Origin of the sequence: Helicobacter apodemus (genome assembly GCF_003097575.1) — a bacterium.
In the GTDB taxonomy this organism is placed as follows: Bacteria; Campylobacterota; Campylobacteria; order Campylobacterales; family Helicobacteraceae; genus Helicobacter_D; species Helicobacter_D apodemus.
Map to the genome: position 1 here is coordinate 482,415 of NZ_CP021886.1, position 24,436 is coordinate 506,850.

General features: G+C 30.7%; 27 protein-coding genes and 2 pseudogenes. 8 read left to right on the forward strand and 21 right to left on the reverse strand.

From position 1 onward, the window contains the following. Positions 1-105 precede the first annotated feature (105 nt). Entirely contained in the window at positions 106-495 is a 390-nt protein-coding gene (locus CDV25_RS02335; RefSeq protein ID WP_108910609.1) for a hypothetical protein, read from the reverse strand. A gap of 326 nt (positions 496-821) precedes the next feature. Then, positions 822-1,268: a single-stranded DNA-binding protein gene (locus tag CDV25_RS02340; protein ID WP_108910610.1), complete on the reverse strand. Its 447-nt coding sequence runs from the start codon at positions 1,266-1,268 to the stop codon at positions 822-824. Between the two features lie 67 nt (positions 1,269-1,335). On the opposite strand from CDV25_RS02340, the gene CDV25_RS02345 reads away from it, so the two are divergent. After that, positions 1,336-1,530, forward strand: coding sequence for a hypothetical protein (locus tag CDV25_RS02345; protein ID WP_108910611.1), 195 nt, complete (start codon positions 1,336-1,338; stop codon positions 1,528-1,530). Positions 1,531-1,883: 353 nt separating this feature from the next. Here CDV25_RS02345 and CDV25_RS10445 read toward each other — a convergent pair whose 3' ends face one another. Both CDV25_RS10445 and CDV25_RS10450 read right to left on the reverse strand, forming a co-directional pair. After that, positions 1,884-2,033, reverse strand: coding sequence for a hypothetical protein (locus CDV25_RS10445; RefSeq protein ID WP_239056398.1), 150 nt, complete (start codon positions 2,031-2,033; stop codon positions 1,884-1,886). Next, a complete protein-coding gene (locus tag CDV25_RS10450; protein ID WP_239056399.1) occupies positions 2,012-2,368 on the reverse strand; it encodes a hypothetical protein in 357 nt (118 codons plus the stop codon). The genes CDV25_RS10445 and CDV25_RS10450 overlap by 22 nt, the downstream gene beginning before the upstream one ends. Positions 2,369-3,751: 1,383 nt before the next feature. Between CDV25_RS10450 and CDV25_RS02355 the strand changes: the two genes are divergently transcribed. The 6 genes from CDV25_RS02355 (at position 3,752) to dnaG (ending at position 8,626) form a co-directional block, all read left to right on the forward strand. Then, a complete protein-coding gene (locus CDV25_RS02355) occupies positions 3,752-4,087 on the forward strand; it encodes a Panacea domain-containing protein (RefSeq protein WP_108910612.1) in 336 nt (111 codons plus the stop codon). Between the two features lie 151 nt (positions 4,088-4,238). Then, the gene (locus CDV25_RS02360; RefSeq protein ID WP_108910613.1) at positions 4,239-5,279 is read left to right on the forward strand and encodes a phage replication initiator YdaU family protein; all 1,041 of its coding nucleotides are present in this window, start codon (positions 4,239-4,241) and stop codon (positions 5,277-5,279) included. A gap of 9 nt (positions 5,280-5,288) precedes the next feature. After that, complete coding sequence (locus CDV25_RS02365) at positions 5,289-5,483, forward strand: hypothetical protein (protein ID WP_108910614.1); 195 nt, start codon at positions 5,289-5,291, stop codon at positions 5,481-5,483. 147 nt (positions 5,484-5,630) lie between these two features. Continuing rightward, positions 5,631-5,963: a hypothetical protein gene (locus CDV25_RS02370; RefSeq protein ID WP_108910615.1), complete on the forward strand. Its 333-nt coding sequence runs from the start codon at positions 5,631-5,633 to the stop codon at positions 5,961-5,963. A gap of 6 nt (positions 5,964-5,969) precedes the next feature. Continuing rightward, positions 5,970-7,136: an RAD55 family ATPase gene (locus CDV25_RS02375; protein ID WP_108910616.1), complete on the forward strand. Its 1,167-nt coding sequence runs from the start codon at positions 5,970-5,972 to the stop codon at positions 7,134-7,136. A gap of 140 nt (positions 7,137-7,276) precedes the next feature. Then, complete coding sequence (gene dnaG / locus CDV25_RS02380) at positions 7,277-8,626, forward strand: DNA primase (RefSeq protein ID WP_162550397.1); 1,350 nt, start codon at positions 7,277-7,279, stop codon at positions 8,624-8,626. On the opposite strand, the pseudogene CDV25_RS02385 reads toward dnaG, so the two are convergent. The 10 genes and pseudogenes from CDV25_RS02385 to CDV25_RS10455 form a co-directional block, all read right to left on the reverse strand. Next, positions 8,610-8,981, reverse strand: a pseudogene (locus CDV25_RS02385) (RNA-guided endonuclease InsQ/TnpB family protein); the annotation flags it as partial. The gene dnaG and the pseudogene CDV25_RS02385 overlap by 17 nt on opposite strands. Continuing rightward, positions 8,963-9,106, reverse strand: a pseudogene (locus tag CDV25_RS10825) (DUF8374 domain-containing protein); the annotation flags it as partial. The pseudogenes CDV25_RS10825 and CDV25_RS02385, both read right to left, overlap by 19 nt. 25 nt (positions 9,107-9,131) lie before the next feature. Continuing rightward, on the reverse strand, positions 9,132-9,854 hold the full coding sequence (locus tag CDV25_RS02395) for a glycosyltransferase family 8 protein (protein WP_108910619.1): 723 nt from the start codon (positions 9,852-9,854) through the stop codon (positions 9,132-9,134). A 41-nt stretch (positions 9,855-9,895) separates the two neighbouring features. Then, on the reverse strand, positions 9,896-10,174 hold the full coding sequence (locus CDV25_RS10700) for a glycosyltransferase (RefSeq protein WP_162550398.1): 279 nt from the start codon (positions 10,172-10,174) through the stop codon (positions 9,896-9,898). A gap of 38 nt (positions 10,175-10,212) precedes the next feature. Beyond that, the gene (locus CDV25_RS02405; RefSeq protein WP_108910620.1) at positions 10,213-11,238 is read right to left on the reverse strand and encodes a class I SAM-dependent methyltransferase; all 1,026 of its coding nucleotides are present in this window, start codon (positions 11,236-11,238) and stop codon (positions 10,213-10,215) included. Then, the gene (locus tag CDV25_RS02410) at positions 11,235-11,906 is read right to left on the reverse strand and encodes an acylneuraminate cytidylyltransferase family protein (RefSeq protein ID WP_108910621.1); all 672 of its coding nucleotides are present in this window, start codon (positions 11,904-11,906) and stop codon (positions 11,235-11,237) included. Before CDV25_RS02410 ends, CDV25_RS02405 begins: the two co-directional genes overlap by 4 nt. A gap of 2 nt (positions 11,907-11,908) precedes the next feature. Beyond that, entirely contained in the window at positions 11,909-12,034 is a 126-nt protein-coding gene (locus CDV25_RS10705; protein ID WP_269149126.1) for a hypothetical protein, read from the reverse strand. Continuing rightward, positions 12,034-12,243, reverse strand: coding sequence for a TylF/MycF/NovP-related O-methyltransferase (locus tag CDV25_RS10710; RefSeq protein WP_269149127.1), 210 nt, complete (start codon positions 12,241-12,243; stop codon positions 12,034-12,036). The genes CDV25_RS10705 and CDV25_RS10710 overlap by 1 nt, the downstream gene beginning before the upstream one ends. Beyond that, on the reverse strand, positions 12,212-12,571 hold the full coding sequence (locus CDV25_RS02415) for a class I SAM-dependent methyltransferase (RefSeq protein WP_269149128.1): 360 nt from the start codon (positions 12,569-12,571) through the stop codon (positions 12,212-12,214). Before CDV25_RS02415 ends, CDV25_RS10710 begins: the two co-directional genes overlap by 32 nt. Positions 12,572-12,581: 10 nt before the next feature. After that, positions 12,582-12,767: a hypothetical protein gene (locus CDV25_RS10455; protein ID WP_239056401.1), complete on the reverse strand. Its 186-nt coding sequence runs from the start codon at positions 12,765-12,767 to the stop codon at positions 12,582-12,584. Between CDV25_RS10455 and CDV25_RS02420 the strand changes: the two genes are divergently transcribed. Further along, positions 12,748-12,921, forward strand: a complete 174-nt coding sequence (locus tag CDV25_RS02420) for a hypothetical protein (RefSeq protein WP_239056402.1) — start codon at positions 12,748-12,750, stop codon at positions 12,919-12,921. The two genes, CDV25_RS10455 and CDV25_RS02420, sit on opposite strands and share 20 nt — an antisense overlap. A 15-nt stretch (positions 12,922-12,936) precedes the next feature. On the opposite strand, the gene CDV25_RS02425 is transcribed toward CDV25_RS02420, so the two are convergent. The 7 genes from CDV25_RS02425 to wecB all read right to left on the reverse strand — a co-directional run bounded on the left by CDV25_RS02425 (position 12,937) and on the right by wecB (position 24,312). Beyond that, entirely contained in the window at positions 12,937-13,302 is a 366-nt protein-coding gene (locus CDV25_RS02425; RefSeq protein WP_239056403.1) for a DUF8374 domain-containing protein, read from the reverse strand. Between the two features lie 50 nt (positions 13,303-13,352). After that, positions 13,353-14,942 (reverse strand): hypothetical protein, encoded by a 1,590-nt coding sequence (locus CDV25_RS02430; RefSeq protein WP_108910622.1) that lies wholly within the window; start codon positions 14,940-14,942, stop codon positions 13,353-13,355. A 1-nt stretch (position 14,943) separates the two neighbouring features. Then, positions 14,944-16,563, reverse strand: coding sequence for a glycosyltransferase family 2 protein (locus CDV25_RS02435; RefSeq protein ID WP_162550399.1), 1,620 nt, complete (start codon positions 16,561-16,563; stop codon positions 14,944-14,946). Further along, on the reverse strand, positions 16,556-17,335 hold the full coding sequence (locus CDV25_RS02440; RefSeq protein ID WP_204161859.1) for a glycosyltransferase family 4 protein: 780 nt from the start codon (positions 17,333-17,335) through the stop codon (positions 16,556-16,558). Before CDV25_RS02440 ends, CDV25_RS02435 begins: the two co-directional genes overlap by 8 nt. A 217-nt stretch (positions 17,336-17,552) precedes the next feature. Beyond that, on the reverse strand, positions 17,553-21,944 hold the full coding sequence (locus tag CDV25_RS02445) for an FkbM family methyltransferase (RefSeq protein ID WP_108910624.1): 4,392 nt from the start codon (positions 21,942-21,944) through the stop codon (positions 17,553-17,555). Beyond that, positions 21,944-23,167, reverse strand: a complete 1,224-nt coding sequence (wecC, locus tag CDV25_RS02450) for a UDP-N-acetyl-D-mannosamine dehydrogenase (RefSeq protein WP_108910625.1) — start codon at positions 23,165-23,167, stop codon at positions 21,944-21,946. Before wecC ends, CDV25_RS02445 begins: the two co-directional genes overlap by 1 nt. Next, positions 23,164-24,312, reverse strand: a complete 1,149-nt coding sequence (gene wecB, locus CDV25_RS02455) for a non-hydrolyzing UDP-N-acetylglucosamine 2-epimerase (RefSeq protein ID WP_349771111.1) — start codon at positions 24,310-24,312, stop codon at positions 23,164-23,166. The genes wecC and wecB overlap by 4 nt, the downstream gene beginning before the upstream one ends. Positions 24,313-24,436 lie beyond the last annotated feature (124 nt).

The following is a 24,436-nucleotide window of genomic DNA, read 5'->3' on the forward strand; positions in this document are numbered from 1 at the left end:
CTTCTATCCCAACTTAGGGCTTAAAAGAAAAACTACAGGCTAAGTAGTTATAGTTTTAGAGGATTTTTATAATGGTTGTAATAATACCCCCAACATAAAAATTCATCATTTACCTAATGTTTCTAATAAGAATTTTACCATTGCAAAGTTTGCACCAATAATTACAACTGCAGATGCTATACCTGTGTAAATGACAAACCACATTTGCTTTGTTTGAGTTTTTGCAATCTCAGTTCTTACTCCTGCAATCTCCGCTCTAACAAAATCTTTCGTAGCTAATTCTCCTTTTAGCTTTTCAACTACTTCTTCTCTTATTAACTCAGAGGAGATTCTATTATCTCTTTTAACTTCATCGACAATAGCAACAATATCATTTAAAACTTCTTGTTGTTCCTCTTCTTTATAGCTTTTTTTAATAAGCTTCATTATTAAAGCTATTGTGCTTTGTGAAATAGTATGATTGGGTTGTATAACTTGCATCATATTTCCTTGCATATTAATTCCTTAATTCTTTCTATTATACCACAAACTCTCTATTCATCATTACAAGTTAGTAATGACTGCAAGACAATCTATGGATAATTGTATAGCTTAAAGCACCTAAAACTGATACTTAGAGTAAAAATACTCTAAGAAAGGATTCTTATATTCCCACAAGGGAAGTAATAATCCCTTGTTGGAATATTTAATATTAAAAAGTCTCTTAGGTTTTATTTCAATCTAAAGGAAAGTAAATAAATCACTCTTGCTTAGGCAGTAAGAGTTTTATTGCTTATAAGATTGATAAAAGCCTAGAGGGTTTAGATTTAAAACAATAAGAACTAGAAAGGTATGCCCTCTCCAGCATCAGTATTGTTTGGATTGACTTGTGGCTGTCCTTCATAAACTGCATTAGGTTCATTATCAACAACTACTTCAGAAGTATTAGCATCTGCTTTTGCACTATTGCCACCAAGCATTTGCATACTTTCTGCTGTAATGCTATGCTTACTTTTCTTCTGTCCATTATTATCCATCCAAGTATCTAATACCAAACGACCTTCAATTAACACAGAAGAACCTTTTTTAAGGTATTGATTAGCTACTTCAGCAGTTCTACCAAAAAGATTCACATCAATAAAACATACTTCTTCTCCTTGTGAGCCATCTTGCTTTTTATAGCGGCGATTGGTAGCAAGTCCTAGTTTAGCTAATGCACTTTGATTGGGTAAATAACGCAACTCAACATCACGAGTTAAATTTCCTACTAAAATAACTTTGTTAAACATTTCTATCCTTTAAGATAAATTTAGACAAACTAAAGTTGCCTTTAAAAACAAACACTAAAGGTGGAATTTGCTTGTAAAGACCACCTTAGAGTGCTTCTTAAAAATTACAGACTTATATTCAAAAAGAAAATCTACACTAGGAAATCCTTGTTCATTCCTCTATGACAGAAATGCTTTTAAAAACATAAGCACCTTAACAAACTTAAAATCTAAAAAAGAAATTCCTATGAAGTGTAAAACTCCTTTAGGCAGAAAGACTTAAAAGATATAAGTATCCCAAAAAAACCAAGTCTTAAATAAATCTACACTCTGGAATATCAACATCAACCCCCTATAGTAGAAAAGCCTTTAAGACTTTTAAAGTTTTCAGGTATTATTAAATTAACTAACTAGGCGTTAGTGATAATTTTTAATTTATCTTTATGTTCTGCATAGTTGGCAACACTATACACGCCTTAAATCGTAATTAAAATACAAGGCTTTTTGCCTTTATGAATTTTTTACGATTTAAGAGCTGCTCTATGTCACCATAGAGAACGGACTATATCTTCACTCTAAAAAAGAGTGTCCCTCCGCTTGGACTGTCTTAGTAATTCCTCATTCTCTCTTATACTATTATGCTTCTTCTTTCTTACTCTCTTGTGTTTTAGCTTTTTTAGTTTTAGCTTCTTTTGTCTCAATAGATTTTTTAATCTCTTGTCTTAAAAAGAAGTTTTCTATACCACGACTTTTGCCATTATTGACTAATAATTCTTTACCATACATATTTGCTTCTGTAATTTTTGTATAAATCTCATCAACAAGTTTAATCCATTTTTCCATATCTTTTGCACTAATTTTATCACCCAAAAATTCCTTAATGTAGAATCTAGTGCATCTGTTGCCCTTAATTCTCTAAAGATTTTTATAGTATTTAAAGACTTAAGGACAAAGACTTCTGCATTAATGTTCTTTTCAATTGTTGCAATCTTTCGTTTTTGGTTTGCCTCAATAATACTTCGTCTTGATGGTGGATTATTATTTTGTGTAGGTTTTATGGGTTGATTATTTGTTTCAACAATAATTTCTTGTTCTTGTTGTCCTGCTTTGATTTTAGCCATTTTAGCTCCTTATTATTTAATTGTTGTTTTTTATATAGATAATCATCTTTTAGCTTATGTTTATAGACTACTTAAAAAAAGAGATTGGATAATAATGAGAGAATAAATGAGGTAAATATACTTGCTTACAGCCTACTCCTAGATAAAGGATAGAATTTGTAATTTATGAATTTCTACAAAACATTAAGGTTTTAAATATTACAATCTATTACTTTATCTTGTGGATAGTCTCTGAACTTTCTTCATAGGATTAAAGATTAAATAGAAACTTAAAAACAACATATTAAAAGGATTTGTAAAGTAAAAGGATTTTTGAAGGAAAAAAGTTAAAAGCTTTACAAAACCTATTTGTTATTTGCTCTTATTGAAGACTTTAACCCATTAGAAGCTTAGCTGCTGATTATCTCTAAGTGTTAATTGTTACTGCATAATGCACTATTATTTCTAATAGTTGGAGTATAACACTCTAAACAAGGAGAGACAGAAAAAGACAATGTATGGCTTTTCAAGAGGAATAACACCCTTTGAAGACAATAATATATCTTTTACTTTATCCTCTTGTATTGCAAGACTTCCCAGCAATTCAAAGGGAAAGAGCTATATGGTTTAACCCTGAATTAGACAGTTTAGTTTTATGAAAATCGGACTATCTCAAAGGATAATCGATTTTCAAGAGGATAATCTCTAGGTGCAACTGCTACACCTATAAATGATTTAGAAAAAACCCTAACACCACTTAACTTAATAAGAAAAACTATTCTATGGTAAAAATTTATAAAGTCAAGCGTTTTGTAATTTTTAAATTAAAAGGTTAAAGGTATTTAAAATATGGTTCAGATTAAAGATTTACTTTTTTAACCCTTTATTTTTAAAACTTATTTTTTAAGATACATACAAAAGAGTGAAATTGCTCCAGTAGAATTTTTAGAGATTTTTTAATTTAAAAAATTCAAAATTATTTTTTAAGTGAAAATTTAAAAGAAATTTAATTGTGAAAAATTTGTTTAGAATTTTCTTTTAGAATCTTTTTAAACTCTTTTTATATATTTTTATATTCACAAGAAATGTGCTTTAAATATTGTAAAATGCGAGGTTAAAAGACAATGAATTTCAAGAGTAAAAGAGAGAAATTAGGAGGGTAAAATCTTGCTCCTCTTTGCTAACCCATATTTGCATAACACAAAGACCAAAGATTAAATCTTTATCTCGCTTTAATATCTCTTTATCATAATTTTCACTTTGGGTAAAAACATCTAAAATATCGTTACAAAAATGTTTTTTAAAATAAAGGATTAAAGCTTTTATTTAAACAAAACAATCATACTAGAATATTTTAAGGAATTATTTGTTATATTAAAAAGCTATAAATTTAAGGATATAAAGATGGAAGCTATGGAGATTGCAAAATATTTCTTATTTTTGGCTAGAAATAGAGAAGCTGGTAATACCATAAGTAACCTTAAAATCCAAAAAATGCTTTATTACGCACAAGGATATTCATTATGCTTATTTGAAAAACCTCTTTTTAGTGATAGAATAGAAGCTTGGAAGCATGGTCCTGTAGTCAAGACAATCTACAAACAATTTAAAAAATATGGTTTAGATTCTATATCTTTTGATGAGTTAAGTAACTTTAATACCGACAGCATCGCAAACAATAAAGAAATACAAGAATTATTAGTTTTTATTTTTAACAAATATGGCTCTATGTCGGCTTGAATTTATTCAATAAAACTTTCTCGATATTGTTCATTTGTGATAAGTTGTGGGGCATAGTAATTTAAACATTACTTATAAGGTCTATGCCAAATTTATAAAAAATGACAACAAAGAAAGGGCAACCTTTTTAAATGATTATAAGGAGTAAAAAATGATAGTTAAACCACAATTCAAAACAAACTATACAAGGGTAAATAATACCCTTATTAAACATGAGACTTTAAGCGTTAATGCTAAGATGCTAGCAATACTGCTTTTAAGCTTACCTAATACTTGGAATGTCAATGTTGAATATTTAACAAAAACGCTAAGTATTGGACAGACAGCCATAAGAAAAGCCATGAGAGAACTAATTGATAATTCTATCTTAAAAAGAGAGCAGGGAAAGACAAATGGGAAGTTTAATGGAAAAATGAAATATGAATTTATAGATCCTCAAGAGGAGGAGATTTTTATAAAAGAGGAGGAAATAACAGACCCAAAAATCATAGAAAATTTAGAATTTAATGATCTGCTAAACCAACCCTTGCAACAACAAGGACAGGATTTATCAGAAAGCTTAAAAGAGCCTAAAAATAATGATTCCTCCCGTTTGGTAGAATCACTTATAATGGAAAATTTACCAACATATAAAGATAGATATAATAATAATATTTATAAAAAAAGAGAATCTATATTAAGACAATCACAAAAAGTTATAAATTTATCAACACTCTTTATTAAGCCTAAGAAAAATCTTGAATTAGATTTTAAAGACTTTTCAGAAGAAGAATTAAAATCCATACAAAACTTTTTTAATTACCGCAAGGAAAAACACAGAAATCTTTGCCTTACCACAAAGAAAAGCATATTAGACAACCTAAGAAAGCTAAAAGAGCAAGGAGAGGATATTATTAGCATTATTCAAACAAGCATTAATCGAGGTTGGAGTGGATTATTCCCTAAAAATAAAACCATAATGCCTACCTATGGCTTTAGATCTAAGAAATCTTTAGCTAAACAATCACCCAGAGATAGGGAACAGCAAGATAAGCAAGATAAGCAAGATAAGGAACTTATTATGCAACATATTGGTGAATTAACCCCAGAAAATCTAGCCAAATACGAGCAAGGAACGATAGTGCCTTTAACGATTAATGGAGAGGAAAGGCATATCCAAAAACAGGGTGATTTGGTGTATTTTGTAATTTAAGGAGAGAAAATGCACTACAAAAAGACAAAAACCCCTAAGATTCATTCAGGGAGCTTTTATTTAACAGAACAAACCTTGCAAGTTTTAAATTTTATTGCAGAACTTGAAAATATAAGCCGAAGTTTGATTGTTGAAAATGCTTTAATTTCTGCGTTTAAAGGATTTAAAAATGGAGAGAAAAAAAAAGAAAAAAATTTACCCTAAAGCAAAGCACAATCAAAAAAATAGGAAAAATAAGCAGACAAAAAAATATATCCAAAAATGCTTATTTGCATAAGTGCTTAGATGATTTTTTTATACAAAAATCAACACAAAATTTATTTGTTTTTCAATTTTTAAAGGAGTGTAATAATGGAAGCACGCATATTTAACGAAATAGTTCTTTGTAAAGTCAAATTTGAAAATGAAGTATTCAAGGAATATCTCATAGAGTTTATTAACATTATTCCTAAAAGCTATTATCAGAAATTAGCCTTCGTCTTAAATGATAGAGGATTTAATATTTCTTTAAATGAGTTTGCAAGGATTTTTAAAAAAGAAATGCTAAAAACTTGTGAGCAAAAGGCATATCAAGGACATATCAAAAACTTTGTAGGCACAAGGCTACAAGAAATAGAGATAATAACTAAACTTCTGTATTCTCAAGAGATTAAAAAATGCCCTAAATGGGTGCAGGAGGCATAAGAAACAATGGAAGCGATGATTTTAAAATCCATGTTGCATTATCAGGATGATTTTTTTGAGTTTTTAGAAATTGTAACCCAAAATTGTTTTTCTAAAAAGGGTTTAGACATTTTAGAAAAAATGATACCCCTAAAAGAAAAAGAAGCTTTAAGCATACAAACACTCCTTTGCTCTTTAGATGAAAATTTCAAGCAAAGCGATTATTTTTTAAACTTCCTCTCTACAGAGCCAAACCCTAATTATTTAAATTTTACGCAAAATTTCATCTTTGAATCTAAAATCAAAAAACAAAGGCTTTTAGCGGACAAACTAAAAAATGCTAGTAATGATAATGTCTTGCTAGATTTATCAATGCTGCAACAACAGCTAGAAATACATAGCAATGACCTAAAAACTGAAAAGGAATGGATTGAGGAATTAAAAGACAAAGTCAAAATGCCGCAATATCCTACTAAAATTGATTTTTTAGATTCTTGTTTTAATGGGGGATTTACACTCGGGCAATTAATGCTTATAAGTGGAGATGCAGAAGCTGGGAAAACAATGTTAGGCTTACAGATTTTAGAAAATCTAGCTAAAACAACCAAAGTGGGCTTTTTCTGCTTTGAATTTATGATTGAAAATCACTTGTATCGAAAACAAAAGCAAACTAGTAGTTCAGATAATATTATTATAGTTAATGAGGGATTTGATATTTATGAGGTTGTAGCAAATATTAAAAGAATGTATAAAAAGGGGGCTAAGTTTTTCTTAATTGATAGTCAAATGCGCCTTACTACCCCTCAAACTCGAAGTATGGAGGAGGAGGAAAGTTTAAAATTTAGCACACTTGCAAGGCTTTGCCATACCTTAAAAATCTTTGTGATTTTAATCGTGCAAACCGCTAAAGGAGATAAGGATAATCCTATGGGGAGCAAAAAGGGAGGACACGAAGCAAGTATCACTATTAGGATAGAGAAAATCCCCGAACAAAAGGGAGAAAATACAGATTTTAACGAAAATGAGAGAATAATCATTGTCAAGAAAAACAAGCAAACAGGGAAGCATTTTAAAGAAAAGGTATTTTTTAACCCCAAAACCTTAACCTTTAGCAAAGAACAGCAACAAGAGCCTTTAGAAGTGTTTTTTGAGGATAGTAAAAAAACAATGATTATTGATACACCAAAGATTTAAGGAGTTAGTATGGAAGAAATTTATCTTTTTATTTATGGGATGGTTTTTGTGTTTGTCTTAGACATTATTACTGGGCTTGTTTTGTGCGTTATAAATGGAGTATGATAGATGCAAGGTATATAAAAAACAAGGAGTGTATTATGGTTACAAATCTTGAAGCATTAAAAGAGAGAATAGATATTATACAAGTGCTTAGTAAATACCTACCTTTACGCAAAAGTGGAGTAAATTATGCTTGCAATTGTCCCTTTCACCAAGAAAGAAGTCCTAGCTTTATAATCTCCCCCCAAAAACAGATTTACCATTGTTTTGGTTGTGGAGCTAGTGGGGATGCTATCAAATTCTTGCAAGAATATAAAAAGCTAAGTTTTGAGGAAGCCTTAGAGGAAATTGCTAATGATGTGAATTTTACCCTTATTAAAACCCAAGTAAAACCCCAATATAAAGGATATGAAGCCCTAAAGTCTCTTAATGATGTTTTTAAAGAACATTTAAGAGCAAAAGAGAATAAAAAGATAATGCAATATCTCTTTAATCGTGGATTAGAATTAGAGGATTTAGAATCTTTTGATATAGGATTATGTCCTAATACTTTACCAACAGAGTATAAAAAGGAATTATTAGAGCTAGGGGTTATGTATGAGAACAATAAAAGCCCATTTTCTAATCGCATAACCTTTGGGCTTAGGAATGCTACGCATAAAATAGTAGGATTTTCAGCAAGGATTCACCCTTATATTAATTTTACAAACACCGCTAAATATATTAACTCTAAAGAAAGCAGGATATTTAATAAATCCCAAATACTCTACAACCTAAGCAAGGCTAGGAGTGAGATAGCTAAGCAAAAGAGTGTGTATATTGTAGAGGGTTTTTTGGATTGTATCGCTCTTTATAAAATGGGCGTTAGAAACTGCGTTGCAACTTGTGGAACTGCTTTTAATATCCACCATTTAAGCAATATTAATCGATTAAAAGAGGATATTCATATCAACCTTTGTTTTGATAATGATGAAGCAGGGCTTATGGCTTCAAAAAGAGCTTTAGAACTTTTAATCAATGAAGGTTTCTTTAACTGCTCTTTGTCTTTTTTAAGTGGAGGATTTAAAGATATAGGGGAGATTTTACAAAAAAAGGCAGAATTGCGGTTTAAAAATATCGATGGCTTTTCTTACTTTTGCCTAAATGGCATTAAAACCGCACAAACACCTAAAGAAAAAGAGCAGCATACCAACAAGATAAAAGCTATTATTGCAAGGCAGAGTAATTTTTATCTCAAAGAGGAGCTAATAGCCAAAGCTATAGATACCCTTAATCTTTCACCCTCTTTTTTTACACAAAGCAGCAAGAATAATAAAAATACTTCTTTAGAACAATCCCTTTTTAAAACCTTGCTTTTAGATGAGAGCTTAATTGAAATTATTATGACATACTCCCCACGCATAAATGCGGGGGTTTCTAGTATCAACAAATCTAGCCTACTTTTGTAGGTCTTACAAATTCTCCACTAAGAGTTGATGCCCCAACTCTATAAATGTTTAAACTAGCATTATAATCTCTATCTAATTTTGCTTTGCAATTAGGACAATCAAACATTCTATCTTTAAGATTCAAATCGTTTTTGATATATCCACAACAACTGCAAGTTTTGGAGCTAGGATAGAATTTATCAATCTTAACAACATTTGTTTTAGTCGCTAAGATACCAATAAACTCGTTAAATGCTAAATCATTTATCTTTCTACCCCAAATCTTAGCCATAGCCTTTAAATTTAGGTCTTCAACAAAGACATTATCATACTTTTTAGCTATAGTCTTTGCTAATTTAAAGAAATAATCTTTTCTTGGTATTCTTTTTGTTCTTGTTTATGTTTATCTTTGATATAAGATAATACATAAGGCATTCTTATATATCCCCATAGACTTTTAGAGTTTAGAATTAAAGCTTGTCTTAGTTTATAAGAGAGATGAGGTTTAAAGAGTGAGGAATCAGTGCTATAGTTTAAATGAAATTTGTAAAGTTTGGGTTTGAGTTTTTAATGTTTTGATAGTGTTCTCTAATTTATTAAGATGGAGATTCATATTAGCGACAAACTCATTATTTATCTCTATTTTTTTCTGTTGTAATTCTTTGTCAAAAATGGGAGTTTTTAAAGCACATTCCCACCACAAATCTATAATGTTTTGATAAAAGCAAATTTTATTCTTAGAATGTCCTAGCCAAAGCATAAGGCTACGCCAAGGCTTAGGTCGTATATAGTGGATAATTTGGATATGATCTTTAAAACGCAAAAAATCATCTTTTTCAAAAATTTTAAAATCATCACTTTGAAAAGTTTGAAGCCAAAAATTATATCGTAGGGGAAGTTTAAGCGTATTTTCATTTTTTATAACAGCATTTAATGCCTCTTGATCGAAATGATTTGGATAATTCTTTAAACGCGTTAAACATTTTTGCTCTAAACCTTGTATCCTCCATTCTTCAAGATTAAAGAGTAAAAAACCTGCATTATAAATATTCTCAAAGGGTGCTTGATTTTGCACCGTTGCTAATGTAAAACCCTTTAAATCAAGACTAAAAAGCTCCCTTAAATCCCCTTCTACAAGCATATCTACATCTAAATAGAGGCAAGTTTTGCAACTTTTTAGTAAAGTTGGGATTACAAGACGATAATAAGTGGTGAAATTCCTGCCTTCGCCCCAGCTTAAACTTCCCATAGTTTTAAAATCTATCGTGATATTTTAATAACCTTTATCAATCAAGGATAGCTCTTGTTAAGTTCAGAGGCTAAGGTATTTAGTTTTTGTTCATTCTCTAGGGAAATATCCTCACTTAAGATATAAAAGACATAACCCTCACATTTTTCCTCATCGCTTAAAGTCTCAAAATTAAGCTTATCATATCCTATTAATCCATAATCTGCTTCGCAAAAATCCTTAAACCCTCTTTCTCTTTGAGTATTTTTAATAATACTACTTATCAAAACCGCAACATATTTAATGTAATTATTATCCGCACTAAAGACGATATTAAACATTCTCTCCCTCTATTGGAATTTCATTCTCTTTAAATCTTTTATTTTTGTAAAACCAACATTAAAAAATCCGCTAAATTATTTTCATCAAGAATCTTTTGGATTTGGTTTGACACAGAGCAAATCTTCTCATATAAAGATTGATTTTTATCAAAACCTTCAAAAGCGTGAATTATATCCATAAATCCTTGTCCATAAGCCCATTTTCCAACTAATGTAAATCCCCCCCCCCCCGCAGAAGTACAAGCAATTTCTAAAGATTTTTCACTAAAGATATTAAGGTGAAAAGGTGGGATTAAATGTCTATACACTCTATTGCTTGCTAGAGCATTAGCATAACTTGAAAGGGAGGGATGTCTTGGCACTTCTATCACAAGCAAGGCATCTTTTGCCATATTTTCCCCAAAAAACTCTAAAGTTTGCTTAGGATTAGCTAAATGCTCCAAAACATTAAAAAAGGTAACAACATTTGCTTTATTAATAGCCTCTAAAAGCTCTTGATTACAATTTTGTATATCTAAAAAGCCCTCTTTCACATAATCACCCTTTAGTTTTTCATTAGAAAACTTCAAAGCTTTCAAATCTGATTCAAATCCTCTCACTTCATAGCCTAATTCTTTAGCGACATAGAGATTTTCTCCTCCACCACTTCCAATGTCAAGCCAAAGCTTATTTTGGGAATATTTCTTAGCAATTTCATCAATAAAGCTAACCTTAGGCTTTGCTATAAACTCCAATCTTTTATTAAAAATTTCATCATTCAAATAACATTCAAAAGCACTTTGAGAGCCATCATTGGTATAAAGCTTATGTAAGTCTTTTAAGGGATTTGCTAAAAAGAGGTTTTCACAATTTTGGCATTCCTTATAAATAAATTCATAAATTCTTGCAAATTCCACCACTTCCTTGCTTTCACAAATAGGACAAGCGTTTAAAGATTCTTTTTCTTCTTTAATAAACTTTTTTGCTTTTGCCTTAGCGTTTTCGCTTTGATTTTTAAGCCATTGAGGCGTTCTTAAGATAGCTTTATTATCAAAATCTTTGCCATATCTCTTTATTGCTTTCATTTTTTCTCCTTCAAAATTTCATTTGCTCTTTTTAAGTCGCTAGGTTCATCTATATCTAAAGAGCTTTGTGTATCCATTAAGAAATAACTAGTTTGCTTAGCTAAAAAAGTAAGATTTTTAAGAAAATCTTTCGTCTTACCTAAATAAATTGCTCCATTTGCCATAAAGACTTCAGGCAATTCTTGCCTTGGCATAAAAGGAAACGAATCATTGCAGATTCCTTTTAAATAACCTTTTTCATTTAAGATAAAGGCTTTTAAAATTGTCTTTTCGTAAGTACAAACACTAATTAAGCTTTGAGCATTCTCCTCTTGAAACTTTCTATAAGCTTGTTCTATATGTGCTGCTTCCCTAAAGGGTGAAGTAGGTTGCAACAAGACAAATTCTTCATAATTTGGATAATGCTTTAAGCAATACTCTACAACCTCATCACTTCTTGAAGTATCTTGTGCAAGCTCTTTTGGTCTTTTTAAGATGCTAACGCCTTGATTGTTAGCATATTCTAAGATTTCCTCATCTTCACTACTTACGATAATCTCTTGGATACATTTTGATTCTTTAGCGGCTTTTATGGTGTAATAAAGCAAAGGTTTATCACCCAAAAGTGCTAGATTTTTCTTTTTAATGCTTTTACTTCCTCCCCTTGCTGGGATAATTGCTAATAGCATTTTCACTTCTTAATAATAAAAGTTGGTTTGTGTAAAAAGGGGAGCTTTTGTAAGGCTAAATTCTTATCCTTAATAAATTCATCGACTGCCTTAGTCTCTCCTGCAAAAATAGAGTAATCATCAAACATTATAATCCCCCCCCCCCACTTACCCTTTCATACATATTATCCAAGATAGTTACAGCGGGTTCATAAACATCCGTATCAATGTGTAAAAGTGCGATTTTAAGCTCTGGCTTATCCTTGCAGTATTGAGGCAGAGTATCATTAATATCGCCCTTAATAAGCTCATAGTTTTCTATCTTTTTATAAGCTAAAGCCCCTCTGTATCTCTTCATAACTAATACCACTTCCTGCTTCATCAATAAAGGCTTGTCTTTTGTGCTTATCTTCTTCAAAATTCGTCTCTGGAAACTCTCCAAAGGTATCAAAGCCTATGATTTTTCTACTAGCTTCCGTTTCAAGAATATTCCGAAAATGCACCCATTCAAAAAAGGAATTTCCTTTAAATACTCCACATTCTACAATAGCTCCGGGTAAATGCGTAATTTTTTTATAAAGCTCCAAATGCACGATAAACTTACCAATGCGTCTATCATCTGCAGTAATAAAATAACCATTTTCATATTCAAAAGCCTTATTGGTATCATAAGCATTAAGTTTCATTTTTTCTCCTTTAACCTAAATTTGCTTGACCATATTCAAAAAGATTGCAATCATATCTTGGTAGAGCTTGGGGATTATGCAAAATATCCTCTAATGCAATATCCTTATAATTCACATCAAAAGAAAATCCCACACTTAAAAGTATTGCTTCAAAATACGATAAAACCCCCGCACAAGTGGTTTTGCGATTCCTCATTAAACAAGGAATCTCTGTCATACCAAAAACTTCTAAAAAGACAAGAATGATAGAAAATTTTAATGTTTTTGATTGCTCTTTAAGTGCAGAAGATAGGGAGATTCTAAGTGCTTTAGACACAAATAAAAGCTCCTTTTCTTGGACGAATTATTAATTAGTGAATAAAGTATTATTTCTTACTCCTCCCTCTCCACTCCCTTACTATTCTCTTAGATTCAACAAAATAAAACCATAGAATGCCCCCCCCCCCACTATAATTAACATTATTAGCTTTTAAGTAAGGAATAGGAAATTTAAAGAAATTTTGTTTCTTAGCTTTAATAAAAGCTTCCCCTAATTGATAAGAAAGTGTATTTTTTATTTTTAAAGCATCTTTATAATCTCTATAAGATTCTAAGGTAGGAAGTTTTAAACTAGGATTCTTTTTTATCTTTTCTTGGTATTCTTTTTGTTCTTGTTTATGTTTATCTTTGATATAAGATAATACATAAGGCATTCTTATATATCCCCATAGACTTTTAGAGTTTAAAATCAAAGCTTGTCCTAGTTTATAAGAGAGATGAGATTTAATGCGGGAGGGGGCACCTAGGGGTTTGGGGGGATATTACCACTAGTCTGTTTTAAGATCCTATCTCTTAGTATTATGAAATCTTTATTGTTGGGAAATTTTTTAGTAAGTTCAAGAATTTTTGTGTAACTTTCTTTGAGGTATGGACTTTTAAAATAGTTTTTAAAAAAGTTTTCATCTAGTTCTATTTCTTTTATAAATTGTTCTGCCTCATTGAAGCGAGAACATTCATAATAGTTTATAAAAAGCTGAATAATATAGAGCACATTTGGGTGGAGAGAAAAAGCAAGATAGAGATAATCTAAGTAATCTTTTTTATAGGCTAATTTAGCGACTTGAAAAGTGTAATAAGCTGAATAAGCCTTTTGGAATAAATGTGCTTTAAATTTGTGAATGCGTCTAGTCATTATCTCATATAATTTCTCATAATCAAAGATTTTCCAGTAAAAGCTTGGTTCATCTCCTAAGCCTATATAGCTTGCTACTTTTGCAAATGAGCTATCTCCAGAATAGATAGTTTTTGCATTAGACATAAAAGAAATTTCAAAGAAATTTCTTTCTGTATCTTGCAATATTGTATCAAAATCATCAATGCAGTAAATTTCTATATTTTTATAAAAGTTTTTTAAGTCTTTAATTATTTTAAAGTCATCGCTACATAAAACGATGGTTTTATCTTGGTTTAATTCTATAAGCTCTATGGCTATTTCTATAGGCATTGCCTTGTTCCAATATGCATTTTGTTGAATTTGTGTATTGGGGTGAAAGACAATGTCTCCACTTCGGATATGAATTATGATAAATTCTCCTAATGTCTTACTTAGTCTTGAAGCTTCCTTAATGATTTCTTTTATTCTTTTAGAAAAACCTATTTCATTCCATACCTTTTTATAATGATGTCCTATACTTTTAACATCTTTAAATATTCCTTGATGTGTTAGAGTATAGGAGACAAACCAACCCCAATCTTTATCAAATGGAAGTTTTTTTAATTGCTCTAAAGTAATTTTGTTAAAATATCCTCTATCCATCGGAAGCGTCTTAGTATAAGAATATTGTTTAATAAAATCTTTACTAAAAATTTGTTCTTCTTTTCCTGTATGTAGAGATGCTATTTTATTATCATCAACTTTTTCAATGAAGTTAAAAAGGGATTCACAATCCCACCAAGTATAACCAAATTTAAAATCTGTATATTTAGAGAGGACTAAGGCATTTAGAAGGGGTAATAATCTAGCTCCAATGCCATCTCCTCTTGAAGCTACTACCAACCCCGGATATTTTCTACTAAAAACGCGGATGGCATTAAGCTTACATTTAGTATTTCCTTCCATAGATATTTGTAGCTCTTGTGTATAAAATTCACTTTTTAACTCTATATATAAAACCTCTTCACTATAAATAGGTATGGATTTTATGAGTTCAAATTCTTCCCCCTTTTTGATTTTTATCAATAAATTTTGTTGATTGCACCAAAGATATTGCTCATCAAGGTAGATTTTAATGTATTCTAAAGCATATTTTTTTTCAAATTTAACGATATAGCATTCTTTATACTTTTTTAAATTTGTGTTTAATTCTAATAAATCCCTTTTTTTAAAAACCAATTCATCTCCTTAACTCTAATAAAAAATGTTTGAATCCCCTAAGAGTGAATCTCATTTGGAGAAATTTACACCCTAGCTGATAAACTTCTTGATTTTTTAGCTCAAAAGCTTCTTTAAAGTCTTTATAATCTTCTAAAGCGAGTGGTTTTCGTTTTGGATTAGCGATAAAATATAGTTTTGAAAAACCGAGCTTTATTTTATGAATGGTAGCAATGAGGGCAATTTTTAAAATTAATGTTTTTATTCCTATGTGATTATTAGCATAATCCATAAGCTTTAAGCCTATTTTATAGCTTAGTTGATTTTTTACTCTCTTAATAGCACCTGTTTTTTCTGTAGCGTTTAAATAAGGTTTTAACGCATAAAATTGTTTTTTAAGATTTAAAGGATCAATAGAAAAATTAAGGATGAGTTTGGCTCTTTTGCAATAAGTAGGAACAAAGACTCTTTTGATAGAGTTAGCTTTTTCTCTGTCTTTATAGTTATTTGCCCAAGCTAGTATTTTTTGTGCTGTTACAATAGAGCTTTGAACTCTTAAGTATTCCTTTAATAAATTACAATCTCCATTGAAACTTTCTAAAATATTGTTAAATCTAGGAGGAGCTTTATATTGACTTTGGTAAGCACAGCTTGAACTTGTCCTAATCCTATAGACATAAAAGGCTTTTTGTAAAACATAAATCCTAGAACTAATCCCCACAAGCAAGACACCAAATAGTAAATCCTCTGCATAAATATCACTGGGATACAAAAGCTTGTTTTTATATACCAAGGAATGATTTATCATTCCTTGGCATACGAAGCAAAAGCTTCGTATGCCAGTGTAAATATTGATAAAAATAAAGTCTTTATCACTTATAACACCCTCTTTTGTAATACGATAATTTTGAAAGTGTGTTCTTAAGTTCTCATCCTTTTCCACCCCATCAAAAAAATACTCAAATCCAGAATACAAAAAATCCACCCCTTGAATATAATAAAGATAATTTTTAAAAGTATTAGGTTTAATAAAATCATCTGAATCAATAAAGCAAAGGTAGTCAAAATTTGGAGTGTCTTGGATTTGTGTATCGGGGTTTAAAAGGCTTTCAAAGTCTTTTATAGCCTTCTGACATATAAAGGCTTGAATAAGTTTTTTGCCGGTATAACAAAAATAACTTTTAAAACCTTTAAAGGTTTTCATTTCATCTTTTAGATTCCCAAAAGTTTTTGCTTCAAGATTTTGTTTTAATTCCTCTTTGTTTTGAAAGTTAAGTCTTCCACCAGCTGTTAAAATACCTATGTTTCTAGCACTGCCTTGTCCTGCATTTTTTTGTGAAAAAACAAAAATCCTCGTATCTTTTTGGGCATATTCAAGGGCAATTTGAAGACTCTCATCAGAGCTTTCATCATCGCATAAGAATAGTTTAAAGTTTATATGGCTTTGGCTTAAAATACTTTCAATGCATTGTTTTAAATAAGGAGCAACATTATAAATAGGGACAATTACGGCTATGCTTTTTGTTTGCAAAGTTGTAATGTAAGTTCGCTCCATATCTTTAGGATCTTTGGTTTCTTTGTAGGATATATTGCTAATATCTTTTAGGTTGTGATTTTCCTTATTCTTGCATAGATTATTCATTCCCATCCTTTAGTCTTAAAAACTCTTTTGGGTTTTTATAAAGAAATTCTATTGCATGAGCTAATCCCATATAGTCTTCTGCCTCTACAAGCATTCCAGAATTTTCATCTACAAATTCTGGAATCGCTGCAACTTTATTAGTAATAGGCACAAGCCCACTAGAACTTGCTTCATCTCTTGAAACACCTTGAGAATCCATACGCGTTGGATTTAAAAAGATTCCATATTCTTTATGGAGTTTAGCGATTTCCCCTTGTTGTAAGAATTTTTGTTGAATGGTTATATTTTTAAATCCTCTTAAAGGTTTAAGTGTTTCTTTGAATAATTCTCCATCTCCAATGATAAGAAATTCTAACTCTTTAAAAAAGTCTTTTTTACTAAGTGCTAATATGGCTTTAACCGATAAATCATTAGCGTATGTTTTGTATTTGTTTTCTTTAAAACTTGCTATTGTGATAGGCACAAGCCCACTAGAACTTGCTTCATCTCTTGAAACACCTTGAGAATCCATACGCGTTGGATTTAAAAAGATTCCATATTCTTTATGGAGTTTAGCGATTTCCCCTTGTTGTAAGAATTTTTGTTGAATGGTTATATTTTTAAATCCTCTTAAAGGTTTAAGTGTTTCTTTGAATAATTCTCCATCTCCAATGATAAGAAATTCTAACTCTTTAAAAAAGTCTTTTTTACTAAGTGCTAATATGGCTTTAACCGATAAATCATTAGCGTATTTTTTACTAGCAAAAGGTCTAATAGAGTATAAAAATCGCACAAAGAGAAACCTATACCGCTGAGAATTTAAGCTTAAATAATAATTTTTTAAAGATTTTTTAACACCTAATCCTTTAAAAATAAAAAAATATTTAAAAAATAGTATTAATTTTCTATGTAAAGCTAATATTCCATTTATTAAAGCTGAAATTAAGTATTTTTTAATAAAAAAATATTGCTTTAAAATTTTTTCTTTATTATTGATATAAAGAAAAAATTTAGGAATTCTGCCTAAAGATTGATTTTCCATCAAAAACCTTTATCTCTCTTTGTATGCTTTGCTCTATACTGCTTTGCTCTCTTACTCTTTTTGCGGCATTATTAGAAAGTCTTAAAAACTCTTTTGGGTTTTTATAAAGAAATTCTATTGCATGAGCTAATCCCATATAGTCTTCTGCCTCTACAAGCATTCCAGAATTTTCATCTACAAATTCTGGAATCGCTGCAACTTTATTAGTAATAGGCACAAGCCCACTAGAACTTGCTTCATCTCTTGAAACACCTTGAGAATCCATACGCGTTGGATTTAAAAAGATTCCATATTCTTTATGGAGTTTAGCGATTTCCCCTTGTTGTAAGAATTTTTGTTGAATGGTTATATTTTTAAATCCTCTTAAAGGTTTAAGTGTTTCTTTGAATAATTCTCCATCTCCAATGATAAGAAATTCTAACTCTTTAAAAAAGTCTTTTTTACTAAGTGCTAATATGGCTTTAACCGATAAATCATTAGCGTATGTTTTACTAGCAAAAGGTCTAATAGAGAGAATTTTTTTTCTTGATTCTGCGCTTTTAGGGATATAGTTAAAGAGAGTTGTGTCGATTGGATTATGTATGATAGAATAAGAATCTTTTGGTAAATCCATTCCAATATCTCCTAAGCATTCATTTTTAAAATGTTGAGAGACAAAGATAAAATGAAGATTTTTATGGTTTGCGCCAATGATTTTTTGCCAAAATTTTTTTCGCCGCTCACTCATCGATTTTTGGCGATTGATTTCAGCTTCACCTAAATGTTCAAAGTTAAATAATCTCCTATACCACATTTGTATTTCATAACCGTGAACCCATACAAGAATATTAATTTTATCTACAAATTGGCTTAAGATTTCCCACATCTCCTCATCTAAGAAATGTACTAAAATATGCGTGTATTGCTGGCTTTGCAAAGAATGTAGTAAAACTTCCTTAGAGGCACTCATTACATCAATTCCCTCAAACTCATAAGCGTAGTATTTGCAATCATTATTTAGTCTAAAAACATCCACTAAAACACCCTTTTCTTTATAGGCTTTTATCCTTGTGTGTAAGAATCCAAATTTATAAATGTCTTCATAAGAGGGGTATTGCCTAGTTAAAACTAATGTTTTAGATTTGGCTAACATTAAATAGGGCTCATTACTCACATCATCTAAAATTAGCTCTTTAATCTGGATTGTGCCACTCCCTTTAATCCTTAACCCAAAGCGAATATAAGCGCAATGATTTGGCAAACTTAAAGTAATAATGTCTCCTATCTCATTGAGACTTTTAGAAATACTATGCTTATCTTTATCTAATAACTCACAAACGCTCCTTAAATCTTCTACATCATATTCACATTTAAAGAGAAGTTTTGAGTTTTGGAGCAGATTCATCGCTTCTTTTTCTAAGGGTTTTTTGAAATAGATGGTTTCTTCCTCGTGTTTTTGGAGTTTTGAGGTAAGTATTAAATAAGGATCTTGGAGCTTCATAGAGACTTTGTGGGAGTTTTTGAAAAGCTCATAGAGTTTAGAGGCAGAGAATTTATAAATATCTTTTGTGGTGCATTCTTCTTTCAAAGAAGCGGGAATGAGTTTTGTGATTTTGGGGTTTATATTATCAAAAGGAATACCGCTATCTTGTAGATACAGATCATCAATAACTTCGAGTTTATCATCAGTAAGTAAGGCTCCATTTTTGCAATAATTAAATCGATCAAGTGCTAACATATACTCTAAGTGATAATTTGTTTTGCCATCTAAGAATTGGTGAATTAAATATTCTTTTAGTTCTTTTACACAAAGAATAGAGGAGCAAATATCAAGCTCTTTGACTAAGCGGTATTCTAAATTCTCATTTTGTAGTATTAATTTTTCTGTATAAGTATAGAAACAAGCTTTACCGAAAGCTTTATAATCGGAATATTTTTGTGCTAAAAGTAAATCTGTGAGATAGGATTTGCCATAATAATCCTTAGGATTAAAAATACTAAAAAATCCTGATTCTAAATTTTTTAAATAAGCAATACATTCTTTTTTGGAATCTTTTAATAAAATATTTTTATCTTGCGTCTCTAAAATTTGATTGAAGTTCTTATAAAGAATTAAAATTTTATTATTAATAGATTTTTGCGCCTTGAAATAAGTAATAATTCGTTCGTATTCTTCTAAAGAGTTGATTTGGGAGTAGATATAAATAGGAGATTCACTATAAGGTATAAAATTGTCAAACATTACAGAACACATAAAAGAAAATCTGTCTTTGTAGGTATGCTCACTCATAACCTTCCTAAGTCCTAATAATCGGAATTTTCTGTAATATAAATCTTCTTTTATAAGGGGGTTTAAGTTTTTATGAATCTCTTTGGCATTATCAGAGGCAATCACTAAATCACCAAAAAAATATCGGATCGCTCTTGAGAAATTACTTAACACTATGGTATTAGAAGCTAAAAGTTCAAAAACTCTTCTAGCAAACATTGTTTGTGAGTTTTTAATGCTATTAATGTTAATCCCAAATTTATAGCCTTTATAAGCTTTTTGTATTTCTTCAAAATTTAAGCCCCCAATAATAAGATCTTGAAATTCTTGAGGGTAGGAGTTATGTGCGTGGCTTTTGCCATAATTTCTATCATAAATAGCCACAGGTTTTAGTGCTTTAGCAGCGTCAATAATGATGCTAAAGTCTTTGTGTCGGTTTGGAAAACGCATATAATAAGAACCTGCAAAGCAAAAACCATCTTTTCTACTTAATGCTTCAATGGGATTACAAAATTTTGTTTGCGCGGCAAAGGGGAGGCAATAAACATTAGAATGTTTCGCATAATATTTGTATTTGGCTACACAATGTATATCGCTTGTAAATATAAAATCCACTTCCTTTGCAAGATATAAAAATCTTTCAAAATCAATGGGGTCTTCTTTGTTCCAAAACGCTGTTGGAATTTTTGCTTTTTTACAAAATTCAAGTAATGCTATAATCTCCTTACTTGGCATTGATAATTTCTCTTTCCACGAAGTATCAAGCCCACTCCACGCTGATTCTATTAATACAAAATCTGGTTGAAATTCTTGAATTTGGGATTCCCATTTGCTAAATGTAAGATAGAGCAAATTACATTCATACTTGAAACAATGGTAGCTAAACTCATCAAGAATACAAGCGACTTTAATGGAGTTAGGCTCTGATTGGAGAGTGAATCGTTTTTGGGTGTTTTGTATATTATGCGTGGGGAATAGGAAGCTATGTTTATTAGAAGTAGGTAAAATATTGGGTTTAACTTTGCCTTTAAAGGCTTTATAGTCTTGATGGAGATCATAAGGTAGAGTGAGGATTTTTTTCAAAGACTTTGCTTTAATGATTCTATTCCCCCATCTAAAAGAAAGGGTGTTTTTTAACCGATCTTCGTTTTGTTGGGAGGTATTGAGTTTTAGTAAGAGATTTTGATTTTGTTCTTTTAGATTTGTGATAGTTTGCTTTAACCGATCTTCGTTTTGTTGGGAGGTATTGAGTTTTAGTAAGAGATTTTGATTTTGTTCTTTTAGATTTGTGATAGTTTGCTTTAACCGCTCTTCGTTTTGTTGGGAGGTATTGAGTTTGTTGTCTAGTTTTTTAATAGCTCCATAGCTATAAAGTGTATAATAACTATCATAAGTAAGTTTTGATAATACCTTATTTAACATTTTTTTTTCATCTAAATGCTCATTGGGAATATAAAGATGCGTAGGTGTGCTATTAAAAGTCTCACAACAGCTAAAATTTAAGGCTTCTAAAAGAGTGTTGATACGATGAAAAGAAGAAATATCTATAGCTTCAATATAAATAAGGGGTCGATTTTTTTTAATAGTTTCTTTAGCCCCTAATAAAACTTTTTCTTCCATTCCTTCAACATCAATTTTTATTACCCCTATTTTTTCCTTAAATTTAAAATCATCTAATCTTTTGCATTGGATATTGCCTTTTCCTAAAGTAAGTGCATTTCCTCCTAAGTTGCTCGTATCTAAATGTGTAAATTCTCCTAATTCCTCTCTATCACTTAAGCCATAATTATAAATTTGTATATTTTGGTATCCATTGATTTCTATGCTTTTTTGGGTTATTTCACACAGCTCTTTATTGGCTTCAAAGGCATAGACTTTAATCCCATTAGCTGCTAAAAACAAAGAATGGTTGCCTATATTTGCCCCTATATCTAAAAAGGCAGAATTTTTGTCTATTCTTTTTAGAATATCTTGTAGCATTGCATATTCGTAAGGGATTAATTTAGCAGTAATTTCTCTTTGAATATAATCACTTTCTTTATAAGGGAGATAGAGTTTATAGGTTACATTCTCTTCATTTAATATTAAAGTTGTAATTGTTTGTGCTTCCATTACACTTCTCTAATATTAACAAAATCTAAAATTTCTTGGGTTGGGATATTTAAATTTAAAAATGCTTTATGCGCTACTAAGATAATAATGAGTTGGGACTCATCTAAAGCTTCTTTTAAAGTGCATAGTCTAACATTTGGATAACTTAATTCTTGAGGCAAATGTTTGATATGGGGTTCGACAATTAAAATTTCTCGTTTGGCATCTGTGATAATGGTCTTGGCGATTTTCATTGCTGGGCTTTCTCTTAGGTCATCAATATCTGGCTTAAAAGATAGTCCTAAAATAGCAATTTTTTTATAATCCTTTTGCAAGAGTCTATGCGTGATTTTTTGAGTAACAAAATGTGTTTTGTAGTCATTAACTTCTCTAGCCGTTTTAATCAGTTTAGATTGTTTAGGAAAATCACTTATGATAAACCAAGGATCAACAGCAATGCAATGTCCGCCAACTCCACAACTTGGCTTTAGTATATTCACTCGTGGGTGATGATTAGCAAGTTTAATAAGCGTATAAACATCAATACCCGCTTCCTCACAGATTAAAGATAATTCATTAGCAAAAGCAATATTAACATCTCTAAAAGCATTTTCTGTAAGTTTTGTCATTTCGGCAGTCTTTGCATCTGTAGGGATACATTCTCCTTTGACAAAAATCTTATAAAGCTCTATAGCCTTTTTTGTGCATTGGGTTGTAATCCCGCCAATAATCCTGTCATTTTCTACTAACTCTTTGAGGATAGATCCCGGTAATACTCTCTCTGGAGTATAAGCTACAAAAATATCTGCTTGTTTATTGTTATGAGGAAATTTCAAATCCTCTCTTATTGTGCTAAGATATTGGGATATTTTTTCTGTGGTGCCGCAAGGAGAGGTTGATTCTAATAGCACAAGATTACCTTTTTGTAGGTATTTTGCAATAGCCTTAGAGGCTTGTTGTATATACTCTATATTGGGTTGATGATTTTGCTTAAAAGGTGTTGGCACACAAATAATAAATACATCTGCATAATCAGGCTTTAAACTTGCTTTTAAAAATCCTTTTTTTACCGACTCAAAGACAAGTTTGTCAAGCTCTGGCTCTATAATGTGCGTTTTGGCTTGATTGATAGTATCAACAATGGTTGGATTAGTATCTACGCCTAAGACTTCTAATCCTTTTTGAGCAAAGATAGTAGCTGTGGGTAGTCCAATATAACCAAGTCCAATTACGCATATTTTCATTCCTTATCCCTTTGTAAGTTTTTGATGAAATCTACAATCCTTTCACAAGCTTTTCCATCGCCATATGGATTAATAGAGTGAGACATTGCTTGATAATCTTTAGGATTATCCAAAAGATTTTGTGCCTCTTTTGTAATGCTTTGAATGTGCGTTCCGACTAGTTTCACTACCCTAGCCTCTAATGCTTCAGGTCTTTCTGTGTTGTTTCGCATTAATAATATAGGCTTTCTTAGTGAAGGTGCTTCTTCTTGAATACCTCCAGAATCTGTCATTATGAAATAACAATGAGACATTAAATAGACAAAATATTCATAATTTAAGGGTGGGATTAAAAAGATATTTGGGGTATCAGTAAGTAAGCTTTTTGTAGTTTTTTGCACATTAGGGTTAGGATGTGTAGGATAAATAATATCTATTTGTGGATTATTATAGGCAATTTGTTTTAAAGCCTTGCAAATTTGGATCAGTCCTTCTCCAAAATTTTCTCTCCTATGAGCTGTTACAAGGATAAATTTTCTTTGGGGGTTTAAAGGATAGTAAAGCGATAAATCTTTTTTAATCTTTTGCTCTAGGTTTTGATTAGATTTTATAAGATTGAGCGTTAAAAAAAGTGCATCAATAACTGTATTTCCGCTAATGCAGATATTTTTTTCTTTTTTACCTTCAAGGAGTAAATTATTTTTTGAATCGTTGGTTGGAACAAAATAGTAATTTGTTAAGGTATCAATCATTTGTCGATTAGCTTCTTCAGGGTAGGGGGATGCAAGGTTGTGTGTCCTAAGACCTGCTTCGATATGGGCAATTGGGACTTTTTCATAAAACCCCGCTAAAGCACCGCTCAATGCCGTTGTAGTATCTCCATGAACTAGGATTAAATGAGGTTTAAAACCTTGTAAAATCTCTTTTAAGGCTAATAGGATTTTTGCTGTAATACTAAATAAGTCTTGATTGGATTCCATAATATTTAAATCAAAGTCTGGTTGTAAATTAAAAAAATTTAAAGTTTGATCTAACATTTCTCTGTGTTGGGCACTCACACAGAGTTTGGTTTCAAAATCAGAATCTTTTTTAAAAATATTCACTAAAGGAGCCATTTTTATGGCTTCTGGTCTAGTTCCAAAAACAAATAAGACTCTTTTTATCAATTTATGACCTTCTAATACTATTGAAAATTGCACTTTTCAAACTAAAATGCACTTATATTTTTTAAATATTCTAAGAACTACAATGAGCTTTTGCAGTAACTTTTTCGTATAGATTTGAATGGCG